This is a genomic window from Stenotrophomonas sp. B2 (genome assembly GCF_014947095.1).
GTDB lineage: Bacteria > Pseudomonadota > Gammaproteobacteria > Xanthomonadales > Xanthomonadaceae > Stenotrophomonas > Stenotrophomonas maltophilia_P.
This window is the reverse complement of sequence record NZ_JADCQA010000007.1, coordinates 62,540-87,902: the sequence shown is the minus strand read 5'-3', so window position 1 is coordinate 87,902 and position 25,363 is coordinate 62,540. Positions and strand designations below refer to the sequence as shown.

Genomic DNA, 25,363 nt, shown 5'->3' with positions numbered 1-25,363 from the left:
TGATGGTGGGGCCCGGGTGGGTGAGACTGCCCGGGACACGCCGTAAACCCGTCCTTGGGGGCTTGGCAGCGGCATCCATGCCGCTGACAGTCCCGGCCAGCCTCACCCACCCGTGCCACCCAACATTCCGCGCGGCGGAGGGATGAGCAGGAGCTGGGGTCAGATCCCTTTGCTCCGCAAAGGGATCTGACCCCAACAAGCAAAAAGGCAGCCGGTGGCTGCCTTTTTTCTTGTGCTCTTGTCTTTGATTCCGCCCTTCCCGTCCGCGCCCGCAGGAAACTGTCGAGAGGGGGCGGATGGCCCTCTCCAAAACCGTTGGCGCCATGGATGGCGCCATCGAGCACCATGGAAGGGCTTTGGCGTGTTTTGGAGAGGGCCATCCGCCCCCTCCCCCACGTATCAATCAAGGCGCCAAGACGGAGCGCTTGAAGAAATCCGTTATTCCGCCAGCATCGCCGCCAGCTTCTCGCGCGCCGGGCCCGCCAGCTTCGGGTTGTCCAGCGCGAAGCGGATCGTCGCCTCGACCAGCCCCAGGTGCGTGCCGCAGTCGAAACGGGTGCCCTCGAAACGGTAGGCATCGACCTGCTCGGTCTTCAGCAGCTGCGCGATCGCATCGGTCAGCTGGATCTCGCCACCGGCACCACTGCCGGTCTGCTCCAGCAGATCGAAGATCTTCGGGCTCAGCACATAGCGGCCGACCACCGCCAGATCGCTGGGGGCGTCCTCCGGCTTCGGCTTCTCCACGATCTGCGAGATACGGCCCTTGCGGCCATCGAAGGCCTCGGTGGCCACGATGCCGTAACTGGCGGTCTTGTCGTGCGGCACGTCCTCGACGGCGATCACGCTGGCACCGCTGGCCTCATTGAGATCGGCCATCTGCTTCAACGCACCGTCGCCGCGGTTCCAGATCAGATCGTCCGGCAGCAGCACGGCGAACGGCTCGTCACCGATCACGGCCTTGGCACACAGCACCGCGTGGCCCAGGCCCAACGCTTCGGCCTGCGTCACGAAGACCGCACGCACGCCGTTGGGCAGCACGTGGCGGATCATCTCCAGCTGTTCCTGTTTGCCGGCGCGCTCGAGCTTCTGTTCCAGCTCATACGCCTTGTCGAAATAGTCGGCGACCGCGTGCTTGTAGCGGTTGGTGATGAACACCAGCGTGTCACAGCCGGCTTCTATGGCCTCATCAACAGCGTACTGGATAAGCGGACGATCGATGATCGGCAGCATTTCTTTCGGCACCGTCTTGGTCGCCGGCAGGAAGCGCGTCCCGAGTCCTGCCACGGGAAAAACTGCTTTACGAATTCGCTTGCTCATTAGTGCCTGTTGGCCTCGCGTGTCGGAAACGGCACGACTTTAGCGGATGAGATGTAAGCATCCTGTTCGATTGGAGAAAACTCCGGCATCGTCGCGAACAGGATCTCCTGGATGGTGTCGATGTCGTAGCTGCTGATCGCTTCGCGCAGCTTCGGAACGTTGCCGAGCACCATGTCACGCGAGAACGCGCGCACGCCGGCTTCGAGGATCTTGGGGTGCGCGGTCGAACGATAGTCCTCGTCGGAATAGAACAGCGTCTCGTGCAGCTTCTCACCCGGGCGCAGCCCGGTGTAGATGATCGGAATATCCTTGTACGGCTGCTTGCCGGCCAGCCGGATCATCTGCTCGGCCAGCACCCGGATCGGCACCGGCTCACCCATGTCGAGCGTGTAGATGGCGCCATGCGACGCCGAGGCGGCCGCCTGCAGGATGAGCTGGCAGGCCTCGGGGATCGTCATGAAATACCGGCTGACCTCCGGGTCGGTGACCGTGACCGGGCCGCCCTTGAGGATCTGCTCGCGGAACAACGGCACGACGCTGCCCGCCGACGCCAGCACGTTGCCGAAGCGCACGGTGACGAAACGGGTATGCGTGGATTTCTGGTCCAGGCTCTGGCAGATCATCTCGGCGTAGCGCTTGCTGGCACCCAGCGCATTGACCGGATCGACCGCCTTGTCGGTGGAGATGAACACGAAGTGCTCGACGTGTGCCTCGAGGCAGGCACGGGCGACGTTCTCCGTGGCCAGGATGTTGTTGCGCACCGCCTCGCGCAGCTGCCGTTCCAGTACCGGCACATGCTTGTAGGCGGCAGCATGGAAGGCCGTATCGACCGGGTGCAGCGACAGCGCATGGCGGATCACCGCGGGGTCACCGCAGTCACCCAACACGGCTTCGATCTCGATGTCGGGAAAACTGCGGCGCAGTTCGCCTTCGATGGTCAACAGCAGCAGTTCGCTGATCTCCAGCAGGACGATGCGGCCTGCACCGTGGCGCGCGCACTGGCGGCAGAGTTCTGAACCGATCGAACCACCGGCGCCGGTCACCATCACGGTGCGCCCGCCCAGCCAGCCACGGATCAGGTTCCAGTCCGGCATGATCGGCTTGCGGCCGAGCAGATCCTCGATCGCCACTTCCTTCAGCTGGCCCGGCAGCGACTGCCCCTGCAGGATGTCACTGAGCTTGGGCACGGTGCGGAACGGAACCCCGGTGCTCTCGCAGATGGCGACCACGCGCTGCATGCCGGCGGCATCCAGCGACGGAATGGCGATGACCAGCAGCTTGGCTGCGGTTTCGCGGGCCACGGCCGGCGCATCGTCCAGCGTGCCCAGGATCGGCAGGCCCTGCAGTTTCGCGCCGCGCAAGTGCGGGGCGTCATCGAGCAGGCCGACCGGCTCGAAATTGCCGGAACGACGCAGATCGCGGACCAGCGTTTCGGCGGCCTGTCCGGCACCCAGGATCAGCACCCGGCGCGCGCTCGAATCGGACTGCAGCGCCTGGTAGTCCTTCCATGCGCGATACAGCAGGCGCGGCGCGCCCAGCAGGGCCGACAGCGCGAAGGGATAGATCACCAGCACCGACATCGGCACGCCGTTGAAGCGCTTCCACATCAGCACCAGGACGATGGCGACCATGCCGATGAAGCTGGCTTTGAAGATGTTCAGCAGGTCGCTGACGCTGGCAAACCGCCACAGGCCGCGATACAGGCCGACGCGCCAGAACACCAGTCCCTGCAGCAGCAGGACCAGGGTGGTATCGACATTCCACAACGGCAGCGCAGGCGCGTCCGGCAGGATCGAGTAACGACCGGCGTGGAGCAGCTGCCAGCATGCCCAGACCATGAACAGGTCGTGGCAGACAATGGCCGTACGCGGCAACAGGCCGAGGATTCTATCCCGCCAGTGTGAAGACATATTTCAAGGAGTTCCTTGTCGGAGGCGCATTCCATTGCGCAGGAGGAGCCACAGCATGCTCAGCGTGATGAACCAAGCAATTGCCACGACAGCCTCCCACCTCGGCTGCAGATTCGAACTGACATTGAACACTGTAATGCTGAATAGGCCCAAAACAAAGTACATCCCTGTCACCAGGGCGTGGCTGGCTCCTGCCTGCACAGCGCGCTGATAGACGTGCTGGGTGTGGGGTTCCATCCAGCGTTGTCCGGAAATGATGCGCGCCAGCAGTGTGAAGCCCGCGTCCACGAGGAACGGTGACAGCGGCACCAGCAGGAGGATCCAGTTGATGTCCGTGCGCAGGCTGGCCACGGCCACGACGGCCGCCACCGCGTAGCCCAGCGCTCCGCTGCCGACATCCCCGAGGAAGATGCGTGCGCGCGGAAAGTTGAAGGGCAGGAAACCCACGCAGGCCAGCCCGAGGGCGATGGCCAGCAATGACCACGGCCAGGGCAGCACCGGAGCGAACCCCAGCGCGACCACGATGGCCTGGCTGCTGGCAATGCCGTTGATGCCATCCATGAAGTTCCAGATGTTGATCAACGAGGCGGTGAAGAACAGCACCAGCAGGGCCAGCAGCCAGCTGCCGCCGTGGATCTTCACCAGCCCGGCCAGCAGGCCGGCAGCAATGAAATGAACAAGCAGCCTGCGCATGGCCGGCAGCGGGCGATGGTCGTCCCACCAGCCGATGCCCGCGACCAGCAGCAGGCCGGCAGCGGCGACCAGCAGGCTCGGCATGGCCTGCGGCCACGCCCACATGGCCACGGCTGCGGTGGCCAGCAGGCTGATGACAATGGCGATGCCGCCGCCGCGTGGCGTGGCGACGCTATGGCTGCGGCGTTCCCCGGGGTGGTCCATCAGCTGCCGGCGCAGCGCGTAGCCGCGCGCCGCCCAGGTCAGGGCGGCGCTCAGCAGGGCCAACGCCAGCAGCGCGCCCATCACGAGCCAGGGCATGATTCAGAGCACCGCGTAGTTCAGCAGCGGCTTGACCGTACCCCATTCCTTGCAGCTCGGGCACTGCCAGTGGTGGGTGCGCGCGCCGAAGCCGCAGCGCGTGCAGCGGTAGGCCGGATTGCGCACCAGCAGCTGGTCGGTGATGTGCTTGAGATCGTGCAGGGTGGCCGTGGAATCGGCACCTTCGGCGAGGGTCAGGTCGATCAACGCCGATTCGCCGCGCACCGAGGGGCGGTCCTTGAGCTGGCGGCCCAGATAGGCGCGCGCAGGGGCGACACCTTCCTGTTCCTCCATCAGCCGGGTCAGCGCCAGCACCGGCGCGATACCGCGGTAGTGCTCGGTCATTTCCGAAAGGAAGGCGCGGGCGCCGCCCAGGTCGCCGACCTTGCGGTAGTTCTGCATCAGCGCTGGCAGCAGTTCCGGCAGATACTCCGGGTCATTGCGCGCAGCACGCTCGAAGGCTCGCACCGCCGCTTCGGGATTGCCGGCATCGCTCTCCAGGCGTCCTTCGATGATGCCGGCGCGCACCGACATCGCATCGGCCTGGTAGGCACGGGCAATGGCCGCCCTCGCCTCTTCCAGCTTGCCGGCGCCACGGAAGCGTTCGGCCAGCTCGCACTCGAACTGCCCGATCAGCTTGCCCATCGGCTCGCCGGTGACATCCTCGAAGCGGGTGGCGTTGTCGATCGCCTTCTCCCAGTCGCGCTCGGCCTGGTAGATCCCGATCAGGTGCTTGAGCGCCTGCGGCGCACGCTGGTCCAGCTGGGCCAGCTCGGTGAACACGGTTTCGGCGCGGTCCAGCAGGCCGGACTTCATGTAGTCCTCGCCCAGCGCCAGCAGCGCCTGCACGCGCTGCGCATCGCTCAGATCGTTGCGGTTGACCAGGCCTTGGTGCAGGCGGATGGCGCGGTCCACTTCGCCGCGGCGACGGAACAGATGGCCCAGCGCGACCTGGGTCTCGAAGGTTTCCTTGTCGAGCTCGGCGATGTGCAGGAACAGCTCGATGGCCTTGTCCGGCTGCTCGTTGAGCAGGTAGTTCAGGCCACGGAAGTAGGTGCTGGACAGTCGGCTGACCTGGTTGTCACCGTGGCGCTGACCGCCACGCCGTCCGATCACCCAGCCGGCCAGGGCGGCCAGCGGCACGAACAGGAAAAACCAGAACCACTCGGTGACGAAATCCATCTTCGATCAACGTCCGTCAAAAGATTGGGGGGAAGCGGCCGGTGCCGGCGTCGCGGCAGCGGACTTGTTGGCGCGGCGCAGCTGGCTGTAGAGCGGAACGACCACGCTCACCAGCACCAGGCCGGCGCCGACCACCACGCCCACCAGCAGGGCGGCGATCAATGCCACGCCGACGGAGGTATGCAGCTCGGTGAACAGCAGGTTGATCGACATCGCGGTCATGTTGACCGCACCGATGATCAATCCAAGGATCAGCACCGCCAGCAGGACCAGCAGACGAAAGACCTTCATGCGACAGCTCCAGGGGCGGGAGACCGTAGCTTATCCGACTCGCGGCTGGATTCGCACGCGGTGGCGCGACGGGACGCTCAGGCGGGATCGGCGTCCAGCGGCAGCACGCTGCTGACCCGCTCGCGCAGTTCCTTGCCCGGCTTGAAATGGGGAACGTGCTTGCCCGGCAGGGCAACCGATTCGCCGGTCTTGGGGTTGCGACCCAGGCGCGGCGGGCGGTAGTGCAGCGAGAAGCTGCCAAAACCGCGGATTTCGATGCGATCCCCGACAGAGAGGGAACCGCCCATCATTTCCAGCAACGACTTCACCGCCAGATCGACATCATCGGCCTTCAGGTGCGCCTGACGGCGCGCAAGGATTTCGATCAGTTCGGATTTGGTCATCACCGGCTCACATCAGGGGCATTTCAGCCTGAAACGGCCCGGGCAGTGCCCGGGCCGTCCAGGAAACAACGAACAACGGGCCCGATTACTCGGACTTGCTACCGTTCAGCTGGGCACGCAGCAGCGCGCCGAGCTGGGTGGTGCCACCCGAAGCGGACTGGTATTCCTCCAGCACTTCGCGCATTTCCGCGTCGTCCTTGGCCTTGATCGACAGCTGCAGGGTACGGCCCTTGCGGTCCATGCCCACGAACTTGGCTTCGACCTTATCGCCGACCTTCAGGTGCTGGGTGGCGTCGTCAACGCGCTCGTTGGCGATGTCGCGAGCCGAAACGTAGCCTTCGATGCCGTCGGCCAGTTCGATCACGGCGCCCTTGGCGTCGACTTCCTTCACCACGCCTTCGACCTTGGAGCCCTTCGGATTGGCCGCCATGTACTGGCCGAACGGATCCTGCTCCAGCTGCTTCACGCCCAGGGAGATGCGCTCGCGCTCCGGGTCGACGGCCAGGACGACGGCGTCCAGGGTATCGCCCTTCTTGAAGTTGCGAACGACGTCTTCGCCGGTGGTGTTCCAGCTGATGTCGGACAGGTGGACCAGACCATCGATGCCACCGTCCAGGCCGATGAAGATGCCGAAGTCGGTGATCGACTTGATCTGGCCGGACACCTTGTCACCCTTCTTGTGGGTGGCAGCGAAGGTTTCCCACGGATTGGCGGCAACCTGCTTCATGCCCAGCGAGATGCGGCGACGCTCTTCATCGACGTCCAGCACCATCACTTCGACTTCGTCACCGACCTGCACGACCTTGGACGGGTTGACGTTCTTGTTGGTCCAATCCATCTCGGAGACGTGCACCAGGCCTTCGACGCCCGGCTCGATCTCGACGAACGCGCCGTAATCGGTGACGTTGGAGACCTTGCCGAAGACGCGGCTGTTGGCCGGGTAACGACGGGCGATGTTGTCCCACGGATCTTCGCCCAGCTGCTTCAGGCCCAGCGAAACGCGGTTGCGCTCGCGGTCGAACTTCAGCACGCGCACGTCCAGCTCGTCGCCGACGTTCACGACTTCGGACGGATGGCGCACGCGCTTCCATGCCATGTCGGTGATGTGCAGCAGGCCGTCGATACCGCCCAGGTCCACGAACGCGCCGTAGTCGGTCAGGTTCTTGACGACACCCTTCAGGATCGCGCCTTCCTGCAGCTTGTCCATCAGCTGCTCGCGCTCTTCCGAGTGCTCGCTTTCGACGACAGCGCGGCGCGAGACCACGACGTTGTTACGCTTGCGGTCCAGCTTGATGAGCTTGAATTCCAGCTCCTTGCCTTCCAGGTAGGCCGGATCGCGCACCGGGCGCACATCGACCAGGGAACCCGGCAGGAAGGCGCGGACATCCTTGATGTCCACGGTGAAACCACCCTTGACCTTGCCACTGATGCGGCCGGTGATGGTTTCGTTCTTTTCCAACGCTTCTTCCAGCTCGTCCCACACCATCGCGCGCTTGGCCTTCTCGCGCGACAGGACGGTTTCGCCGAAGCCGTTCTCGATGGAGTCGAGGGCGACCTTGACGATATCGCCTTCGGCGACATCGATCTCGCCAGCGTCGTTACGGAACTGTTCGATCGGCACGATGCCTTCGGACTTCAGGCCAGCGTTGATCACCACGACGTCGCCGCGGACTTCAACAACGGTACCGCTGACGATGGCGCCCGGCTTCAGCTTGGCCAGATTGGCCTGGCTGGCTTCAAACAGTTCGGCAAATGATTCGGTCATTAGATTTACTCTGTTGGACACATGGGTCGGTGGCGTCCCTTCGGGGATGGGCGACCGCCCGCCTGTTGGTCGACCCCGGAAAAGCAGGTCGTGTGTGAAGTAGGAAAACCGCCACGCATCATTGCGCGACGGAGCTTGTACAGCACTGCTATTGCGCGACCACCACCGATGCGGCTGGCAGTGCTCCCGCGCGAACGGATCAGGCAGCCGGAACCGGAAGCAGATCCATCACTCGGGCAACGACATCTGCGATGCCGATGCCTGTGGTGTCGATGAGGACGGCATCGTCTGCCGGCTTCAGGGGCGCCACGGTACGCTGAGCATCACGGGCGTCGCGGGCCATGATCTCGCGCAGGAGGTCATCAAAGTTAACAGAAACCCCCTTGTCTTTCAACTGCTTATGCCGGCGCTCGGCGCGCTCTTCGGCACTGGCGGTCAGGAACACCTTGTAGGGGGCATCCGGGAAGATCACCGTACCCATGTCACGACCGTCCGCGACCAGGCCCGGCAGCTCCCTGAATGCGCGCTGCCGCTCCTTCAGGGCCGCCCGGACTTCGGGAATGGCCGCGATGGCCGACGCCAGCGCGCCGGTGGTCTCCAGCCGCAGTTCGTCGGTGGCATCGCTGCCATTGACCAGGACCCGCATCGCGTCACCCTGTTCAACAAACTGAACATGGGTATCGAACGTGCACCGCACCAGTGCCGAGGCGTCGGAGGTATCGATGTCGGCCCAGCTGGCGGCCACGCCCACCGCCCGGTACAGGGCGCCTGAATCCAGGTAATGCCAGCCCATCCGGCGCGCCACGATGCGGCTGATGGTACCCTTGCCGGCCCCTGATGGGCCGTCGATGGTCAGGACGGGAGCGAGTGGATTCATGGGGGTCCCAGTACGTGTGAAGGGGGCATTCTAGCCCCTGCCAGACACCCCGCGACGGATCTTTTGTGCAACCACTTGAAACCATGAGGAAAAGCCCGGTAGAATGGCGGGCTTGAACGAGCGTCAACTGCCGATTGTCTTTCGCATATCGCGGCCACGCTCCACCCGAACAACTACTGTTTACGCCGAGGTATGCCATGAAAGTCCTGTCCTCCCTGAAGTCGGCGAAGGCCCGTCACCGTGACTGCAAGGTCGTCCGTCGCCGTGGCAAGATCTTCGTGATCTGCAAGTCGAACCCGCGTTTCAAGGCGCGTCAGCGCTGAGCCCAACAGCCTTCGTGGCTGCGGCTGGTCCCGCGCGGGACCGACCCGATGCAAAAAGCCGCCTTCGGGCGGTTTTTTGTTTATGCGGCTTTTTCCTGCCGATTTTGCTGTAATCGCCTTTCTTGACCACTGGGGAGTAGATCGAGATGAAGCGTTACCTGTCCACCCTGGCCGTGCTGGCCACTCTGGCAGCCGCCACGCCGGCCCTGGCCGACACTCTGCTTGTCGACCGCGCCCGCGAGAAGCCGGCCGGCGCCCTGCCCCTTCGTGGCCAGTCCATGCAGCAGGTGCAGAGCCAGTTCGGTGCGCCCAGCGAGCAGCTGCAGCCGCGCGGCGGGCAGAAGCGGCAATGGCCGACCATCAACCGCTGGGTGTACCCACAGTTCACTGTCTACTTCGAGAAGCAGAAGGTGATCGACGTGGTGGCCAACCAGGCGGACCCGAACGAAATCGGCCCGAAACCGCCGATCCGTTGACCCCTTTACCCGCCCCGGGCGGGCCTGTGTAGCGAGACCATGAACCAGACCCTTCGTTTTCCTGCCGAGTGGGAAGCCCAGAGCGGCATCCTGATTGCCTGGCCCACCGCCGATACCGACTGGGCCGACCGCCTGGGACAGGTGGAGGAAACCTATATCGCACTGGTTGCAGCGATCACCCGCTTCCAGCCGGTGCTGATCTGCGTGGCCGATGACGATGTGGAGACCTATGCCGAAATGCGGCTGCGCTCCAACCGCATCGACATGGACAGGGTGCACTTCACCACGGCGGCCTACGACGACACCTGGCTGCGCGACTCGGGCCCGATCACCCTGCGACGTGCCGACGGCGGTTTCCAGCTGCTGGACTTCCGCTTCACCGGCTGGGGCGGCAAGTTCGATGCCACCCTCGACGATCAGCTGGTGGGCGCGCTCGACCAGGCCGGCGTTTTCAACGACGCGCCGGTGCGCAGCATCCCGTTCGCGCTGGAAGGCGGCGCCATCGAAACCGACGGTGAAGGTACCCTGCTGACCACCTGGAAGTGCCTGCACGAACGCCACCCGGATCGTGACCGCGCCAGCCTGAGCGCCGACCTCGCCGACTGGCTGCAGCAGGAGCGCGTGCTGTGGCTCGACCACGGCTACCTGGAAGGCGACGATACCGATGCCCACATCGATACCCTCGCCCGCTTCGCCTCGGCGGACAGCATCGTCTACCAGGCCTGCGACGACGAGAACGACTCGCACTACGCCGAGCTGCAGGCGATGGGCAGGGAACTGGCTGCGCTGCGCACCCGTGACGGTCAGCCATACCGCCTGTTCCCGCTGCCGTGGGCACAGCCGGTGATCGACGAAGGCCGCCGCCTGGCGGCCTCGTACGCCAACTACCTGATCGTCAACGGCGCGGTGCTGATGCCGGCGTACGGTGATCCGGCCGACGATCTGGCCCGCGACGTGCTGGCCAAGGCCCATCCGGGCCGCGAGATCGTGCAGGTGCCGTGCCGCTCGCTGATCTGGCAGAACGGCAGCCTGCACTGCATCACCATGCAGCTGCCGGAAGGCCTGCTGAAGGCGTAGCACGATGCGGTAGCGCCGGGCCACGCCCGGCGAGCACAGCGGCATTCGGTTCGTACGCCGGGCATGGCCCGGCGAAACCGGCTGCGTGCACCTGTTCAGCGGCCGACACGCCGCGGCATCGCATACGCGCTAACATGCGGGTTTTCCCCCGCAGGAACACCCGCATGAACTCGCGCAGCCCGCTTACCGTCGCCCTGATCCAGGAGCGCAACCACGGCGATGCCGCCGCCAATCTGGCGGTGATCGAGGCACGCGTGGCCGAAGCGGCAGCGCAGGGCGCCAAGCTGGTGCTGCTGCAGGAACTGCACAACGGCCCCTACTTCTGCCAGCACGAGTCGGTTGACGAGTTCGATCTGGCCGAACCGATCCCGGGCCCGAGCACCGAGCGCCTGGGTGCGCTGGCGAAGAAGCATGGCGTGGTGCTGGTCGGTTCGCTGTTCGAGCGCCGCGCCGCCGGCCTGTACCACAACACCGCGGTGGTGTTCGAGAAGGACGGCACCCTGCTCGGCAAGTACCGCAAGATGCACATCCCGGACGATCCGGGTTTCTACGAGAAGTTCTACTTCACCCCGGGCGACATCGGCTTCACCCCGATCGACACCTCGGTGGGCCGCCTGGGCGTGCTGGTGTGCTGGGACCAGTGGTATCCGGAGGCGGCGCGCCTGATGGCGCTGGCCGGCGCCGAACTGCTGCTGTACCCGACTGCGATCGGCTGGGACCCGGACGACGTGCAGGACGAGAAGACCCGCCAGCGCGATGCCTGGGTACTGAGCCACCGTGGCCATGCCGTCGCCAACGGCCTGCCGGTGCTGAGCTGCAACCGCGTCGGCCATGAGGCCTCGCCGCTGGGCGCGTCGGGCATCCAGTTCTGGGGCAACAGCCACGTGCTCGGCCCGCAGGGCGAGTTCCTGGCCGAAGCCGGCACCGATGCCGCTGTGCTGGTATGCGACGTCGACCTGCAGCGCAGCGAGCACGTGCGCCGCATCTGGCCGTTCCTGCGCGATCGCCGCATCGATGCCTACGGCGATCTGCTCAAGCGCTACATCGACTGAACCGGAGCCGCGCATGGCCGTCCTCATCCGTGATGCCGGCCCTGCCGACATCGCCGCGATCACCGCGATCTACGCGGTCGAAGTGACCGACTTCGTCAACACGTACGAGTACGACATCCCGGACCAGGCCGAGATGCTGCGCCGCATGCGCGACATCATCGACCGCGGTTTTCCCTATCTGGTCGCCGAGATCGACGGCCAGGTCGCCGGCTACGCCTACGCCAACACCTACCGCACGCGCATTGCCTACCAGTGGACCGTGGAGAACTCGGTCTATGTCGATGCACGGTTCCAGGGCCAGGGCGTCGGCACCGGCCTGTTGCAGGCGCTGATCGACGCATGCGTCGCACGTGGCTTCCGGCAGATGGTGGCGGTGATCGGCGAACCGACCAATACCGCTTCGATCAGGCTGCACGAGCGTTTCGGCTTCGAGCTGGTCGGCGTGTTCCGCGGCCTCGGCCGCAAGCACGGCCGCTGGCTGGACACCGTGCAGATGCAACGCGCGCTCGGCGACGGCGCCGACACCGCACCTTCCAATGAATGACTCCATGACCGAAATCCTTCCCGAGACCGGCGACGATCTGTTCGCCGGCCAGCCGGTGCGCGTCGTTGAACGCGACGGCGTGCGCTACACCCTGCTGGGCACCGCCCACGTTTCCCACGCCAGCGTCGAGGCGGTGGAGAAAGCAATCAACAGCGGCCGCTTCGATGCCGTCGCGGTCGAACTGGACCCCCAGCGCCTGCAGGCCCTGAGCGATCCGGACACGTTGGCCAAGCTGGACCTGGTCGAGGTGATCCGCAAGGGTCGCGTTGCCCTGTTCGCCGCCAACCTGGCGCTTTCCGCCTACCAGCGTCGTCTGGCCGAACAGCTCGGCATCGAGCCGGGTGCGGAACTGAAGCGCGCCGTCGAACTGGGGCGTGAGCGCGGCCTGCCCGTCCACCTGATCGACCGCGAGGTGGGCCTGACCTTCCGCCGCGCCTCGCAGCGGCTGGGCTTCTTCGGCAAGCTGAAGCTGGTTGCGGGCCTGGGCGCCGGCCTGTTCTCATCGGAAGAGGTGGGCGAGAACGAAATCGAGAAGCTCAAGCAGGGCGACATGCTGGAGTCGAGCTTCGGCGAGTTCGCGACCGAGAATCCCGCGCTGTACGAAACCATCATCGGCGAGCGCGACCGCTACATGGCCACGCGCCTGCGCGAAGAACACGACCCGCGGCAGCGCGAAGTGCTGGCGGTGGTCGGCGCCGGCCATCTGGCGGGCCTGGCGCGATACCTCGAAACGGATACCGATGCACCGGCACCGTTGCGCGCCGAACTCGAAGCCGTGCCGAAGAAGCGCAACATCCCGTGGTTCACGCTGGGCATCCTTGCCATCGTCATCACCGGCATCGCCGTCGGCTTCTACCGCGGAGGCCTGGGCGTGGGCACCGAACTGCTGGCCACCTGGGCGATGTACACCGGCGGCCTGGCCGGCCTCGGCTGTCTGCTGGCCGGCAGTCACCCGCTGAGCATTCTCACGGCGATCGTGGTCGCCCCGTTCAAGCCGTTCCGGCTCAGCATTCCCACCGGCGCGTTCTCGGCGCTGGTCGAGGCACGCCTGCGCAAGCCGGCGTACCAGGATTTCCTGCAGCTGCGCGACGATGCACAGTCGTTGAAGGGCTGGTACCGCAATCGAGTCACCCGCGTGGTACTGACGTTCATGCTGACCAATCTCGGCAGCATGCTCGGCCTGTGGCTGACCGGCTTCCAGGTGTGGGGCAAGGTGGCAGGTTGATTGCAACGCCCCGCCGGGCATGGCCCGGCGATACCGTGTGGCGGTGATGGTAGCGCCGGGCCATGCCCGGCAAAAAAAAGGGGGAGGCCGCCCCACTACGACCGGCGTCCCCACACCACAACACGTTGTCGTTCCCCGTAGTCGGGCAAGCTCGACGCTAGGCGGCCGTTGCCGCCACCTTTTCCAGGCCGCGCGCGCGGCGGATCAGCCGCGTCACGGCATTGCGCAGGTCGTCCAGCACCGCGTAGATCGTCGGCAGGAACAGCAGGCTGACCACGGTCGAGAACGCCAGTCCACCGGCGATGGCACGGGCCATCGGCGCGTACTCCGGGCCGTCGCCGAACATCTGCGTGTTGGTCAGCGAAATCGGCACCATCGCCAGGATCGCCGTTCCCATGGTCATCATGATCGGGCGCAGGCGCTCGCGTGAGCCCTCCACCAGGGCCTGGGTACGCCCCATGCCGCTGCGCCGGAGGTTGTTGATGTGCTCGATCATCACGATGCCGTTGTTCACCACCACGCCCATCAGCACCAGGATGCCGATGAAGGACATGATTCCGAACGAGGTGCCGGTGATCCAGAACAGCCAGAACACGCCGAAGATCGAGAACAGCACGCCGCTCATGATCGCCGCCGGGAACAGCAGTGATTCGAACACCGCCGCCATCACCACGTAGATCATCACCAGCGCGATGAGCAGGTTGAACACCATCTGCTGCATCGCCTCGTCATCGTTGCCATAGTCGCCACCATCGAAGGTGTAGCCATAGCCGGCCGGGAAGCTCATCGGCTTGAGTACGGCCTCGATCGCCTTGCGTCCGTCCGGTGCGGTGATCTTCTCGGCCAGGTTGGCCTTGATCGTCAGCGTGGTCTGCCGGTTGGTGCGGCCGATCTGGGTGGCGGACGAACCGACATCGACGCTGACCAGACTCAGCAGCGGCACGCTGCGGCCGTCGCCGGTACGCACGCTGAAGCCGGCCAGGTCCTCCGGACTGCTCTGCTCGGCCCCGGCGAAGCGCACCCAGACCGGAACCTCGTTGTCGCCTCTCCGGAACTCACGCATCGGTGCGCCGCGCAATGCCAGGCCGACAAAGCTGGCCACCTGCTCGGCGTTGAAGCCGAAGGCGGCGGCACGCTCGCGATCGACGCGCACCTTGAGTTCACCGCCCTTCTCGCCATTGTCGATGCGCACGTCGCGCAGCTCCGCACGCTGGGCCAGCAGGGGCAGCACTTCCTGGCCGATTTCCTGCAGCATGCTGCTGGAATCGCCGATCAACTGCACCTGCACGCCCTGGTTGCCGCCACCACCATCACCGCCCTGGTTGCCGACGAAGTAGTCGGTACGCGCGGACTTCGGCAGGCCCTTGCGCAGCTCCTCCTGCAGTGACTTGATGTCCTTGGCGTACTTCTCGTCCAGGGTGACGACCGTCGAGCTGCCTTCCTGCTCGCTGTACCAGGAGTACACCTGCTTGACGTGCAGGCGCTCACGGTTCTCGTCGATCCAGTTCTCCACCCGAGCCACTTCCTCGGACATCTGCCGGTAGGTGTAGGCACCCTTCCACATGTAGCCGATGAAGATGTCCTTGCCACCTTCACCACCGAACATGTCCACCTTGGTCAGTTTCATCGGCACCAGGCTGACGGCCACCACCAGCACGATGCCCAGCAGGCTCCAGCCACGATGGTGCAGCGACCAGTCCAGCACCTGCGCGTAGCGCCGCTGCAGGCGCGCGATCAGGCCGGTCTGCGAGTGCACGAGCTTGGGCGTGGCCATGCGCGCGGACAGCATCGGAATCAGGCTGACCGCCACCAGCCAAGACGCCAGCAGCGATACCGAAATGGTGATCGCGATCTGTGCCATGAAGATGCTGATGTTGTTGGTCTCGCCGAACAGGTTCGGCACGAACACGATGCAATGGCACAGGGTGCCGGCGCTGAGCGCGATGGCGACGTTGCGGGTGCCGATGATCGAGGCCAGCCGTGGCTGTCCCGGCATGCGCTCGCGCTCCTGGTAGATGCTCTCCACCACCACCACGGCGTTGTCCACCAGCATGCCCACCGCCAGCAGCAGGCCCATCATGGTCAGGATGTTCAGCGTCACCCCGACGAAGTACATGAAGCCCAGGGTGATGGTGAAGCAGATCGGGATGGCCAGCGTCACCATCAGCGTGGACGGCCAGTGGCGCAGGAAGAAGAACAGCACCGTCACCGACAGGATCAGGCCCACCGCACCGGCTTCGGCCAGCTCCAGCAGCGAGGAGGTCACCGCCTTGCCCTGGTTGTCGATGACCTTGATCTGCACATCGCGCATCGAGGCCTGTGCGCGGATCGCTTCGACTTCGGCCAGCGCCGCGCGCGAGACGTCGACCAGATTGGCGCTGCGCTCCTTGAAGATATCCAGGCCCACTGCCGGGTTGCCATCCAGGCGGCGGCCATAGTTCATCCGCGCCGGCTTCAGCCGCACATCGGCGATGTCACCCAGCCGCAGGCCCTTGGCGTTGATCACCAGGTCGCGCAGTTCCTGCAGGTCGGTGATCTCGCCGACCGGTTGCACGCGCACACGCTGGCCGTTGTCATCGATCTGCCCGGCCGAGATCGAAAAGTTCAGCGTGCGCAACCGTTCGCTCAGCTCGTTGATGCTCAGCCCGTGCGCGTTGAGCCGGTTGGGATCGATCGCGATCTCGACTTCATTCGGCGGTGCACCGGTGATGTCCACGCGCGCAACGCCAGGAATGCGCTCGATGCGCCGCTTGAACTCGCGGTCGAGCATGTCATAGGCGGTCGTCAGGTCGGTGGTGCTGGCCAGGCGCACCTTCAGCACCGGCTGGTCGCTGCTGGACCACTTGAACACGTTGTAGCGCTGCAGGTCGTCAGGCAGGTCGCTGCGGATCGCATCGATACGTTCGCGCGCGTCGGAAGCGGCGATGGCGATGTCACGGTCCCAGTCGCTGAACTCGATGAAGATCAGCGCCGCTTCGGACGTGGCCGAGGAGCGCATGCGCTTGATCCCGGTCATCGTTGCCAATGACTCTTCCACCGGCCGGATGATGGTCCGCTCCACTTCTTCCGGTGTCGAGCCCGTGTACGGAATCTGCACGAACAGGAACGGCGCGGAGATGTCCGGCAGAGCCTCCAGTGGCAGCCGGAATGAAGCGATCAGGCCGATCACCACCAGCGATACGAAGCACATGATGGTGGTGACCGGACGGCGGATGGAGAACTCGGCGACACTCATGCCGGCTCCTCGCCGCCGACGCGGCCACCTTCTGCGATTCGCAGTCCGTCGCCGGCGTGCTTGCGGCCGCGTTCGCGGTAGTAGGCGTCGCCGCGGCGATCCATCAGGTCGTAGACCACCGGGATCACCAGCAGGGTCAGCAGGGTGGAGACCAGCAGGCCGCCGATCACGGTGATCGCCATCGGCGCACGTACTTCAGCGCCCTCGCCCATCGCCACCGCCAGTGGCAGGAAGCCGAACAGCGTGCACAGGGTGGTCATGATGATCGGACGCAGGCGCGAGCGCGCGCCTTCCACCAGCGCCTCGTGCTTGGCCACGCCGGCCTCGCGCAGCTGATTGACCTTGTCGATCAGGATGATCGCGTTCTTGGTGACCAGTCCCACCAGCAGGATCAGGCCGATGAACACCACCACCGAGATCGGCTTGCCGGTCAGCATCAGCGCCAGGATCGCGCCGACCAGCGCCAGCGGGATGGTGAACAGGATCACGAACGGATGCAGCAGCGATTCGAACTGCGACGCCATCACCAGATAGACCAGGAAGATCGCCAGTCCGAAGGCGAAGATCAGCGACGTTGCCGCCTGCGCCAGTTCCTCGCCCTGGCCACCGATATGCAGGCCGACGCCCGCACCAAGCGGCTGTTCGGCGACCATCTGCTGCACTTCGCGCATGGCCGCGCCCAGATCGATGTCACGCAGGTTGGCCGAGACCACCGCGACGCGGGTCTGATCGGCACGGTGGATCTCGCTCGGACCGGTGGTGGCCACCACGTCGGCCACGGCGTCCAGGGTGACCGGACGGGTACTGCCCGGGTTGACGATCAAGCGGCGGATGCTCTCCACGCTGGCCCGGTCGCCTTCCTGTGCCCGTACCAGCACGTCGATCTTGCGGTCGCGGAAGCTGTAGCGGGTGGCCACATCGCCGCGCACCTTCTTCACCACGACGTCGGCGATCTGGCGGGTGGTCAGGCCCAGTGCACCGGCGCGCTCCTGGTCGAAGCGGATCTGGATCTCCGGGAAGCCCTCCTCCACCGTCGACTTCACGTCGGCGTAGTGCGCATTGCCGCGCAGCAGGGCAGCCAGCCGCTGGCCGGCCTGCTCCAGCGTGGCCATGTCCTGACCACGCAGTTCGATTTCCAGCGGCGTGGAGAAACTGAACAGTGCCGGCCGCGCGAAGTCGACCTGCGCGCCGGGGTGCCCGGCCATGGTGCCACGCAGGCGCTCGGTGATGGCCGCTTCGGTGCGCGCATCCCCACCGCCTTCCATCACCACGGTCAGCTTGCCGATGTTCTCACCGCTCTCGGTCGGGCTTGCGTCCAGCCGGGTACCGCTGCCACTGACGCCGTACAGCGAGGCCACGCCCTCGCCCTTGCCGTGCGCCAGCTGCAGTTCGCGGACCAGTGCATCGGTCTGCTTCAACGGCGTGCCGGCCGGCAGCTTGACGGTCATCTCGAAGCGGTCCTGGGCCAGCTGCGGGATGAGGTCGGCGCCCAGCATCGGCACCAGCGCCAGGGTGGCTGCAAACGCCAGCGCGGCCAGGCCCAGCACCTTGCCGGGGTGCGCCAGCGCGCTCGGCAACAGCCGCAGGTAGCCACGTTCGGCCCCCGCATAGGGCTTCATCGCGATATCGCTGGCCTTGCGCATGACCGGACCGATCACGGCGGCAACGCCGCGGCAGGCACGCACCACCAGCCAGGCCAGCGCATAGAAGGTCCAGCGCACCGCAGCGACGAAGCCACGACGGCCGGCTGCAACGGGCTTCTGCCAGCGACGCTCCGGCTGCCACGCCTCGCTGGCGGGCTCTTCGGGGAACGCCAGCGGCGGCCGCCCCTTCAGCGAGCTGAGCATCGGAATCAGTGTCATCGATACCAGCAGCGAAATGGCGATGGCGATCGCCACGGTCAGCGCCTGGTCGCGGAACAGCTGGCCGGCGATACCGTCGACGAACACCAGTGGCAGGAACACTGCGATGGTGGTCAGGGTGGAGGCGACCACCGCCATGCTCACTTCGCGGGTGCCTTCGATCGCGGCCTGCAGGATGCCCAGCCCCCGCTCGCGCGCCTTGGCGATGCTCTCCAGCACCACGATCGAATCGTCCACCACCAGGCCCGTCGCCAGCGCCAGGCCGCCCAGCGACATGACGTTCAGGCTGAGACCCAGTTGGCCCATGAAGAAGAACGTGGCGATGATCGACACCGGCAGCGACAGGCTGATGACGAACGTGCTCCAGCCATCGCGGAGAAACAGGAAGATGATCAGGATCGCCAGCAGGCCGCCGATCACCGCATCCTTCTTGACGTCGCTGATCGCATGCTCGATGAAGCGCGACTGGTCCTCGATGGTGGTCAGTTCGGCATCGCCGGGGAACGTGCCCTTGATCTGCTCCAGACGCTTGCGCAGCGCTTCGGCGGTGGCGACGGTGTTGGCGTCGCCTTCCTTGTAGATCGCCAGCTCGACCGATTCCTTGCCGCCCAGGCGGATGATCGCTTCACGCTCCTTGTAGCCCTGGCGTACGGTGGCCACGTCCTTCAACCGGACAGGAACGCCATTGGCGACCACGCTGGAGCCACCGCCGGACGATGCGCTCTGTGCGGCCGAGGCTGCGGCGATGGCCGCAGCGGAACCGGTGGAGGCGGCAATGTTGAACATCTGCTGCAGCGCGGAGTCCGCCGCACTGCCATTGGACGCCTGGGTGGTGACCAGCAGGTTGCGGATCTCCTCCAGGTCGGCGAACTGGTTGACGGTACGCACCAGGAAGCGCTGCGAGCCCTCTTCCAGCCGACCGCCGGAGATGTTGATGTTCTCGTCCTTCAGGCGCTTGATGACGGTATCGATCGGCAGATTCAGCTGCGCGAGCTTCTGCTGGTCGATGTCGACCTGGATCTCGTCCTCCAGGCCGCCGCCGACCTTGACCGCCGCCACGCCGGTGACCGGTTCCAGCTTCTTCTTCAGATCCTCGTCGGCGTAGCGGCGCAGGATGGTCAGCTCGCGGATGGCGTCGGCATCGCTGGACGGCGCCGCCTTGCTGGACAGCACCAGGCGCATGATCGGCTCGGTGGACGGATTGAAGCGCAGCAGCACCGGGGCTTTCGCCTCCAGCGGCAGGTTCAGCGCTTCCATCTTGTCGCGCACTTCCAGGCTGGCCTGGTCCATGTTGGTGCCCCAGGCGAACTCCAGCACCACATCGCTCTGGCCGGTGCGCGAGACCGACTTCAGCTTGCGCAGGTTCTTGACCACGCCCACGGCTTCTTCCACCGGCTGGGTGATCAGGGTTTCGATCTCGGTCGGTGCCGCACCGGTGTATTCGGTGCGTACCGTCAGCGTCGGGTAGCTCAGGTCCGGCAGCAGGTTGACCTTGAGGCTGCCCAGCGCAATCAGGCCGAACAGCAGCAGGGTGACCGTGCACATGGCAATGGTGACGCGGCGGCGGGTAGCGAACTCCACCAGGCCGCCGCGCATGCCGGCGGCGGCGCTTTCGCCGTGGGGCGAAGCACCGTGGTCGTGGTCAGGATGGCTCATTGCCGGCTCCCGGCCTTGTCTGCCGGCTTGGCCGAGGCCGTCGCCGTCTTCGCCTTCGGATCAGCGATCACCTGCACGGCGGTGCCGTCGCGCAGCGCGACCTTGCCTGCGGTGACCACCTGGTCTCCGGCCGCCAGGCCATCACGGATCTCCACCCATGGCCCCTCGGCGTAACCCAGCTTGACCGGAACGCGTGCGACCTTGCCGTCGCGCACCCGGAACACCGCCGGCTCACCATCGTCGAGCAGCGCCAGGCGCGGCACGACCAGGGCGTCGGCACGCTGGTCGTAATCGATGCGGATCCGGCCGAACATGCCCGGCTGCAGGGAATGGGCAGTGCCGTCGAAGGCACTGACAACACGGAACGTGCCGCTGCCCGAATCCACCACCGGTGCGATGCGATCAACGATGCCGGTGAAGCTCTGGCCCGGCAGTGCATCCGCCGATAGGGTCACCGGCTGGCCGGCACGCAGCGTTGCCAGCTCGCGTTCGGGAACGTTGAGGGTGGCTTCCAGGCGCGAGTTGTCGACGATGCGGAAGATCGGCGTGTTGATCTGCACGAAGTTGCCGGTCTTGATCGAGCGCGAGGCGATCACGCCGGAGATCGGTGCGACCACCGTGGTGTACGACAGCTCCAGCGTGGCCAGGCGATACTGCGCGCGCACGTTTTCCAGATCGAAGCGCAGCTGGTCGACGTCGGCAGCACTGACCATCTGCTGGCCGACCAGCTTCTGTGCGCGCTGGTAGTTGTTCTCGAGCTTGCGCATCTGTGCCTCGCTCTGGGCAACCGCCAGGCGTGCGCGGTCCGGATCGAGCCGTACCAGCGGCTGCCCTGCGCTGACCCGCTGGCCTTCCTCGACCAGCACCGCCAGCGCCACGCCAGAGGTCTTGGCAACCACCTGCGACTCGGCGCGCGGCTCCAGCGCGGCGGTGCCGGTGTAGCTGGCCGCCACAGCGCGGCGGCTGGCCACCGCGACCTCGACCGGCACGGACTCGACTTTTTTCTCATCCTTGGTTTCGGCGGCCTTGGCCTCGCTGTTGGGGCCCGCGGCGCAACCGCCCAGCATCAGCGTGGTGGAGATCAGCAGGGCGGCGGCGCAGAGTCCGCTGCGGCGGCCATGCAGGAAGATTGGGTGCGACATCGTCAGGTCCCTGGAGGATGCGTGGGCAGGTGTGGTAGCAAAGTAATGCACCACTTCACGGCAACACCATATCCCAAAGGTCATGGTGTCTTCACGCCGCTGGTCGGCCCACCCCCATTTCAGCTAGATGAAACCTGAGGCTATACTCGGGTCGTTCCGTACCCCACGCCGGAACGACCAGACCCGAATCCCCGGAAACGACATCATGCGCCCGCAGCCGCTCGCCGCTTGTCTCGCTCTGGCCGTCCTCCTGCCCCTCGGGGCCGCCGCACAGCCCGCTCCAGCTACCACGACCGCAGCACCCGCCCCAGCCCCGGCACCCGCCGCTGCTGCCGCCGCCGCACCTGCCGGCAATTACGACAATGGCCGGGTGCTGGCCTACACCTGCCAGGGGTGCCATGGCATCACCGGTTACAAGAACGCCTACCCGAGTTACCGGGTACCGAAGATCGGTGGCCAGACCCAGCAGTACCTGACCCAGGCCCTGACCGAGTACCGCCAGGGCAAGCGCCGGCATCCGACGATGCAGGCCCAGTCGATGAGTTTCAGCGAACAGGAGATCGCCGATCTCTCTGTTTACCTGTCCACCGTCAAGTAAGGCCCGCCCATGTCGAAAGCCGCGCATCCACTGCGTCATGCCATCGCCCTGTCCGTCGCCCTGCTGCTGGCGGCCTGCTCGCAGTCACAGGTGGAGAACAGCGAGAAATCCGCCGCCGATCCGGGCCATGCCAGCGGCGAGCACGGCTCTTCATCGTCGGCAGGCCTGCCCACCGGCCGTGAGGCTGCCGGTGAAGCCCGGGCCAAGGTGAAGGGCAAGGCCACCAACCAGAGCTGCATCGATTGCCATGGTGCCGACGGCAACGCCCCGATCGATCCGACCTACCCGAAACTGGGTGGGCAGTACGGTGATTACCTCGCGCATGCGCTGCAGGCCTACCGTTCCGGCGACCGCCAGCACGCGTTGATGACGCCGCAGGCGACGGACCTGAGCGATCAGGACATCGCCGACCTGGCGGCGTACTTCGGCAGCCGGCCAAGCCAGCTGCGGGATCTGCACGGGGTCAAATAGGATCAGGGCGCCGTGGCGCCCTTGCATCCCTGGCGCCGGGCCATGCCCGGCGGAACGCCAGAAGCCCGCGCTGTGCGCCCGCGGGGCATGGCCCCGCGCTACCCTCGCACCGCCAGCGTCGGTCAACGATCAGCCTTCCAGCTCTTCCCAGCGCGCGTACGCGGCGTCCAGTTCGGCCTGCACCTTGGCCAGCTGCTGCGTGTGTGCCGTCACCTCGGCGCTGCTGCGGGTGTAGAACGAGGGATCATTCATCGCTGAGGTGAGGCCTTCGACGTCACCTTCCAGCTTCTCGATCGTCTTCGGCAGCTGCTCCAGTTCGCGCGCTTCCTTGTAGCTGAGCTTGCGCTTGGCCGCGGCAGGTTCCGCGGCAGCCACAGGCGCAGCCGCTGCCGCCGGCCTGGCAGCGGCGGGCACTGCTGCCGCTGCGGTACTGGCCGCGTAGCGCTGCCAGTCGGTATAGCCTCCAACGTACTCGCCGATCACGCCGTCGCCCTCCATCACCAGCGTGGACGTCACCACGTTGTCGATGAAATCACGATCGTGGCTGACCAGCAGCAGCGTGCCGGTGTACTCGCCAAGCAGCTCTTCCAGCAGCTCAAGCGTTTCCACGTCCAGGTCGTTGGTGGGTTCGTCCATCACCAGCAGGTTGGACGGCTGCGCGAACAGCTTGGCCAGCAGCAGGCGGTTGCGCTCCCCACCGGACAGCCGGGTGATCGGCGCGCGCGCGCGCTCGGGCGTGAACATGAAGTCCTGCAGATAGGCATGCACGTGCTTCCGCTTGCCGTTGAACTCGAGGAAATCACGGCCTTCTGCCACGTTCTCGATGGCGCTCCAGTCTTCGCGCAACACGGCACGATACTGGTCGAAATAGGCCACCTGCAGGTTGGTGCCGGCGTTGACCTCGCCCTTCTGCGGCTGCAGTTCACCCAGCAGCAGCTTCAACAGGGTGGTCTTGCCGCTGCCGTTGGGGCCGATCAGGCCGATCCGGTCGCCGCGCAGGATGGTGGTGGTGAAGTCGCGGACCATGGTGCGGTCGCCGAACGCGAACGAAATGTCCTTGACGTCGATGACCTTCTTGCCGGAGCTCACGCCCTGTGCCGCTTCCATCCGGACATTGCCGCTCAGCTCGCGTCGCTGCGACCGTTCGGTGCGCATCGCTTTCAGCCGGCGCACGCGACCTTCATCGCGGGTGCGGCGCGCCTTGATGCCCTGCCGGATCCACACTTCTTCCTGTGCCAGCAGCTTGTCGAAGCGCGCGTTCTCCTGCGCCTGCGCGTTGAGGCGCTCTTCGCGGCGGCGTTCGTAGTTGGCCCAGTCGCCGGGCCAGCTGGTGACCTGGCCGCGATCGATCTCGACGATGCGGGTGGCCAGCGCACGCAGGAAGCGGCGGTCATGGGTGACGAACACCACGCTGCCGCTCCAGCCCTTCAGGAATGCTTCCAGCCAGTCGATGGCTTCGATGTCCAGGTGGTTGGTCGGCTCGTCCAGCAGCAGCAGGTCCGGGCTGGAGACCAGCGCGCGGCCCAACAGGACGCGGCGCTTCATGCCACCGGACAGGCGCGCGAACTCCGCATCGCCATCCAGGTCGAGCTTGGTCAGTGTCTCGGCCACGCGCTGGTCCAGACCCCAGCCATTGGCCGCGTCGATCTTGGCCTGCACCCGGCCGAGCGCATCGCCGTCGAACTCGTCGGCATGGCTGAGGTGGTGGAACTCGGCCAGCCACTGGCCCAGCTCACCCAGGCCATCGGCCACCACGTCGAACACCGAGCCGGCCGCGCCGTGCGGCACTTCCTGTTCCAGGCGGGTCACACGGACGCCCTGCTGGACGCGTACTTCGCCATCATCGGGCTTGTGGTCGCCGGACAGCAGCTTGAGCAGGGTGGATTTGCCGGCGCCGTTGCGGCCGATCAGGGCGATGCGTTCACCCGGCTCGATCGACAGTTCGGCTTTTTCCAGCAACAACGGGCCGCCGACGCTGAAGTCGACGTTCTGCAGAGTAATCAGAGGCATCCGCATATTGTACGGGTTGGGGGCGCCGGCCGGGCTGCTCCCGGAGATCGATCAGCCCACCTCCCCCAGCAACGCCTGCAGACCCGGCAACCATTGCTTGCCGGGGTGGCGCACCAGCCACAGCGTGCGCTGCAGCGCGGGTAGCGGGGTATCCAGCACACGCAGGCGACCCAGTGCCAGCGGCTCCTCCAATGCGTGACGTGACAGGCAGGCCACGCCGAGGCCGGCGATCGCGGCTTGCTTGATCGCCTCGGTATTGCCCAGCTGCAGGGTCTGCGCGAAGCCGCGCAGATGCGGCAGAAGCGCCTGCTCCACGGCCTCGCGGGTGCCGGACCCGGGTTCGCGCAGCAGCCAGCGCGCCGCGCGCAGATCCTCCAGCGACCAGCGCGCCGCCGCGTCGGCGGCGGCAACGATCACCAGCGGATCCTGCTGCCACGCGGTCACCTGCAAACCCCGCTCGTGGCATGGTCCCTCGATCAGGCCGGCATCCACATCCAGCCGCTGGACGGCGGCGACCACGCCGGCGCTGTTGTCGATGCGCAGATCGACTTCCGCCTGCGGCGCCTGCCGCAACAGGTCGGCGATGCGCGCCGGCAGCAGGTAGTTGCCGATGGTGGTGCTGGCCGCCAGCACCAGCCGCAACGGTGCCCCCTGCGCGGGGTCCCCGCCGGCAGCGAGCTGGCGCTCGAGATCAACGGCATTGACCAGCAGCGCGCGGGCCGGTTCCAGCAGCGCGCGGCCATGGCCGTTCAGCACCAGGCGGCGACCGACACGGTCGAACAGGGGCGTGCCGAAGTGCGCCTCCAGCTCCTGCAGGGCGGCACTGCTGGCCGACTGCGAGAGCGCGATGGCCTGGCCGGCCGCGGAGGTACTTCCGTGGTCGGCAATGGCGACGAAGACCTGGAGCTGGCGCAGAGTCAGGCGCATGGAATTTACCTATAAATCAGGTAGATTCTACTTATATTATTCGTTTT

General features: G+C 65.9%; 21 protein-coding genes. 8 read left to right on the top strand and 13 right to left on the bottom strand.

Going from position 1 to position 25,363, the window contains the following annotated elements; genetic code table 11:
* Positions 1 to 438: 438 nt before the first annotated feature.
* The 8 genes from galU to cmk all read right to left on the bottom strand — a co-directional run bounded on the left by galU (position 439) and on the right by cmk (position 8,718).
* Positions 439 to 1,317: a UTP--glucose-1-phosphate uridylyltransferase GalU gene (gene galU / locus IMX13_RS10045; protein WP_053517730.1), complete on the bottom strand. Its 879-nt coding sequence runs from the start codon at positions 1,315 to 1,317 to the stop codon at positions 439 to 441.
* Entirely contained in the window at positions 1,317 to 3,227 is a 1,911-nt protein-coding gene (locus IMX13_RS10040; protein WP_193396272.1) for a nucleoside-diphosphate sugar epimerase/dehydratase, read from the bottom strand. Before IMX13_RS10040 ends, galU begins: the two co-directional genes overlap by 1 nt.
* Positions 3,228 to 3,230: 3 nt before the next feature.
* Complete coding sequence (locus IMX13_RS10035) at positions 3,231 to 4,220, bottom strand: glycosyltransferase family 4 protein (protein WP_065181335.1); 990 nt, start codon at positions 4,218 to 4,220, stop codon at positions 3,231 to 3,233.
* A gap of 3 nt (positions 4,221 to 4,223) precedes the next feature.
* Positions 4,224 to 5,402, bottom strand: coding sequence for a lipopolysaccharide assembly protein LapB (gene lapB, locus IMX13_RS10030; protein ID WP_053517734.1), 1,179 nt, complete (start codon positions 5,400 to 5,402; stop codon positions 4,224 to 4,226).
* Between the two features lie 6 nt (positions 5,403 to 5,408).
* Entirely contained in the window at positions 5,409 to 5,693 is a 285-nt protein-coding gene (locus tag IMX13_RS10025; RefSeq protein WP_053517736.1) for a lipopolysaccharide assembly protein LapA domain-containing protein, read from the bottom strand.
* A gap of 77 nt (positions 5,694 to 5,770) precedes the next feature.
* The gene (locus IMX13_RS10020) at positions 5,771 to 6,076 is read right to left on the bottom strand and encodes an integration host factor subunit beta (RefSeq protein ID WP_053517737.1); all 306 of its coding nucleotides are present in this window, start codon (positions 6,074 to 6,076) and stop codon (positions 5,771 to 5,773) included.
* A gap of 85 nt (positions 6,077 to 6,161) precedes the next feature.
* Positions 6,162 to 7,841: a 30S ribosomal protein S1 gene (gene rpsA, locus IMX13_RS10015; protein ID WP_053517739.1), complete on the bottom strand. Its 1,680-nt coding sequence runs from the start codon at positions 7,839 to 7,841 to the stop codon at positions 6,162 to 6,164.
* Positions 7,842 to 8,040: 199 nt separating this feature from the next.
* A complete protein-coding gene (gene cmk, locus IMX13_RS10010) occupies positions 8,041 to 8,718 on the bottom strand; it encodes a (d)CMP kinase (RefSeq protein ID WP_053517740.1) in 678 nt (225 codons plus the stop codon).
* A gap of 197 nt (positions 8,719 to 8,915) precedes the next feature.
* Here cmk and ykgO point away from each other — a divergent pair, with 197 nt between their 5' ends.
* The 6 genes from ykgO to IMX13_RS09980 all read left to right on the top strand — a co-directional run bounded on the left by ykgO (position 8,916) and on the right by IMX13_RS09980 (position 13,415).
* Entirely contained in the window at positions 8,916 to 9,041 is a 126-nt protein-coding gene (gene ykgO, locus IMX13_RS10005; RefSeq protein WP_005409283.1) for a type B 50S ribosomal protein L36, read from the top strand.
* Positions 9,042 to 9,187: 146 nt separating this feature from the next.
* Positions 9,188 to 9,517: a hypothetical protein gene (locus IMX13_RS10000; protein WP_053517741.1), complete on the top strand. Its 330-nt coding sequence runs from the start codon at positions 9,188 to 9,190 to the stop codon at positions 9,515 to 9,517.
* A gap of 39 nt (positions 9,518 to 9,556) precedes the next feature.
* Positions 9,557 to 10,594, top strand: coding sequence for an agmatine deiminase family protein (locus tag IMX13_RS09995; RefSeq protein WP_193396271.1), 1,038 nt, complete (start codon positions 9,557 to 9,559; stop codon positions 10,592 to 10,594).
* A gap of 164 nt (positions 10,595 to 10,758) precedes the next feature.
* Positions 10,759 to 11,646, top strand: coding sequence for a carbon-nitrogen hydrolase (locus IMX13_RS09990; RefSeq protein WP_053517744.1), 888 nt, complete (start codon positions 10,759 to 10,761; stop codon positions 11,644 to 11,646).
* A 13-nt stretch (positions 11,647 to 11,659) separates the two neighbouring features.
* Positions 11,660 to 12,190, top strand: coding sequence for a GNAT family N-acetyltransferase (locus tag IMX13_RS09985; protein WP_065175046.1), 531 nt, complete (start codon positions 11,660 to 11,662; stop codon positions 12,188 to 12,190).
* Between the two features lie 4 nt (positions 12,191 to 12,194).
* A complete protein-coding gene (locus tag IMX13_RS09980; protein ID WP_053517747.1) occupies positions 12,195 to 13,415 on the top strand; it encodes a TraB/GumN family protein in 1,221 nt (406 codons plus the stop codon).
* 157 nt (positions 13,416 to 13,572) lie between these two features.
* Here the strand turns inward: IMX13_RS09980 and IMX13_RS09975 are convergent, their stop codons facing one another.
* The 3 genes from IMX13_RS09975 to IMX13_RS09965 are packed head-to-tail and all read right to left on the bottom strand — an operon-like array spanning position 13,573 to position 21,310.
* Positions 13,573 to 16,650, bottom strand: a complete 3,078-nt coding sequence (locus tag IMX13_RS09975; RefSeq protein ID WP_065181330.1) for an efflux RND transporter permease subunit — start codon at positions 16,648 to 16,650, stop codon at positions 13,573 to 13,575.
* Positions 16,647 to 20,168 carry an efflux RND transporter permease subunit gene (locus IMX13_RS09970; RefSeq protein ID WP_193396270.1) on the bottom strand — a complete coding sequence of 1,174 codons (3,522 nt, stop codon included), beginning with the start codon at positions 20,166 to 20,168 and terminating at the stop codon, positions 16,647 to 16,649. The genes IMX13_RS09975 and IMX13_RS09970 overlap by 4 nt, the downstream gene beginning before the upstream one ends.
* Complete coding sequence (locus IMX13_RS09965) at positions 20,165 to 21,310, bottom strand: efflux RND transporter periplasmic adaptor subunit (RefSeq protein ID WP_053517749.1); 1,146 nt, start codon at positions 21,308 to 21,310, stop codon at positions 20,165 to 20,167. The genes IMX13_RS09970 and IMX13_RS09965 overlap by 4 nt, the downstream gene beginning before the upstream one ends.
* A gap of 205 nt (positions 21,311 to 21,515) precedes the next feature.
* Between IMX13_RS09965 and IMX13_RS09960 the strand changes: the two genes are divergently transcribed.
* Both IMX13_RS09960 and IMX13_RS09955 read left to right on the top strand, forming a co-directional pair.
* Entirely contained in the window at positions 21,516 to 21,908 is a 393-nt protein-coding gene (locus IMX13_RS09960; protein WP_053517750.1) for a c-type cytochrome, read from the top strand.
* 9 nt (positions 21,909 to 21,917) lie between these two features.
* Positions 21,918 to 22,379: a cytochrome c gene (locus IMX13_RS09955; RefSeq protein WP_053517751.1), complete on the top strand. Its 462-nt coding sequence runs from the start codon at positions 21,918 to 21,920 to the stop codon at positions 22,377 to 22,379.
* A 129-nt stretch (positions 22,380 to 22,508) separates the two neighbouring features.
* Here IMX13_RS09955 and IMX13_RS09950 read toward each other — a convergent pair whose 3' ends face one another.
* Positions 22,509 to 24,389, bottom strand: a complete 1,881-nt coding sequence (locus IMX13_RS09950; RefSeq protein ID WP_065175043.1) for an ATP-binding cassette domain-containing protein — start codon at positions 24,387 to 24,389, stop codon at positions 22,509 to 22,511.
* 51 nt (positions 24,390 to 24,440) lie between these two features.
* Positions 24,441 to 25,316 (bottom strand): LysR family transcriptional regulator, encoded by an 876-nt coding sequence (locus IMX13_RS09945; protein ID WP_065181327.1) that lies wholly within the window; start codon positions 25,314 to 25,316, stop codon positions 24,441 to 24,443.
* Positions 25,317 to 25,363 lie beyond the last annotated feature (47 nt).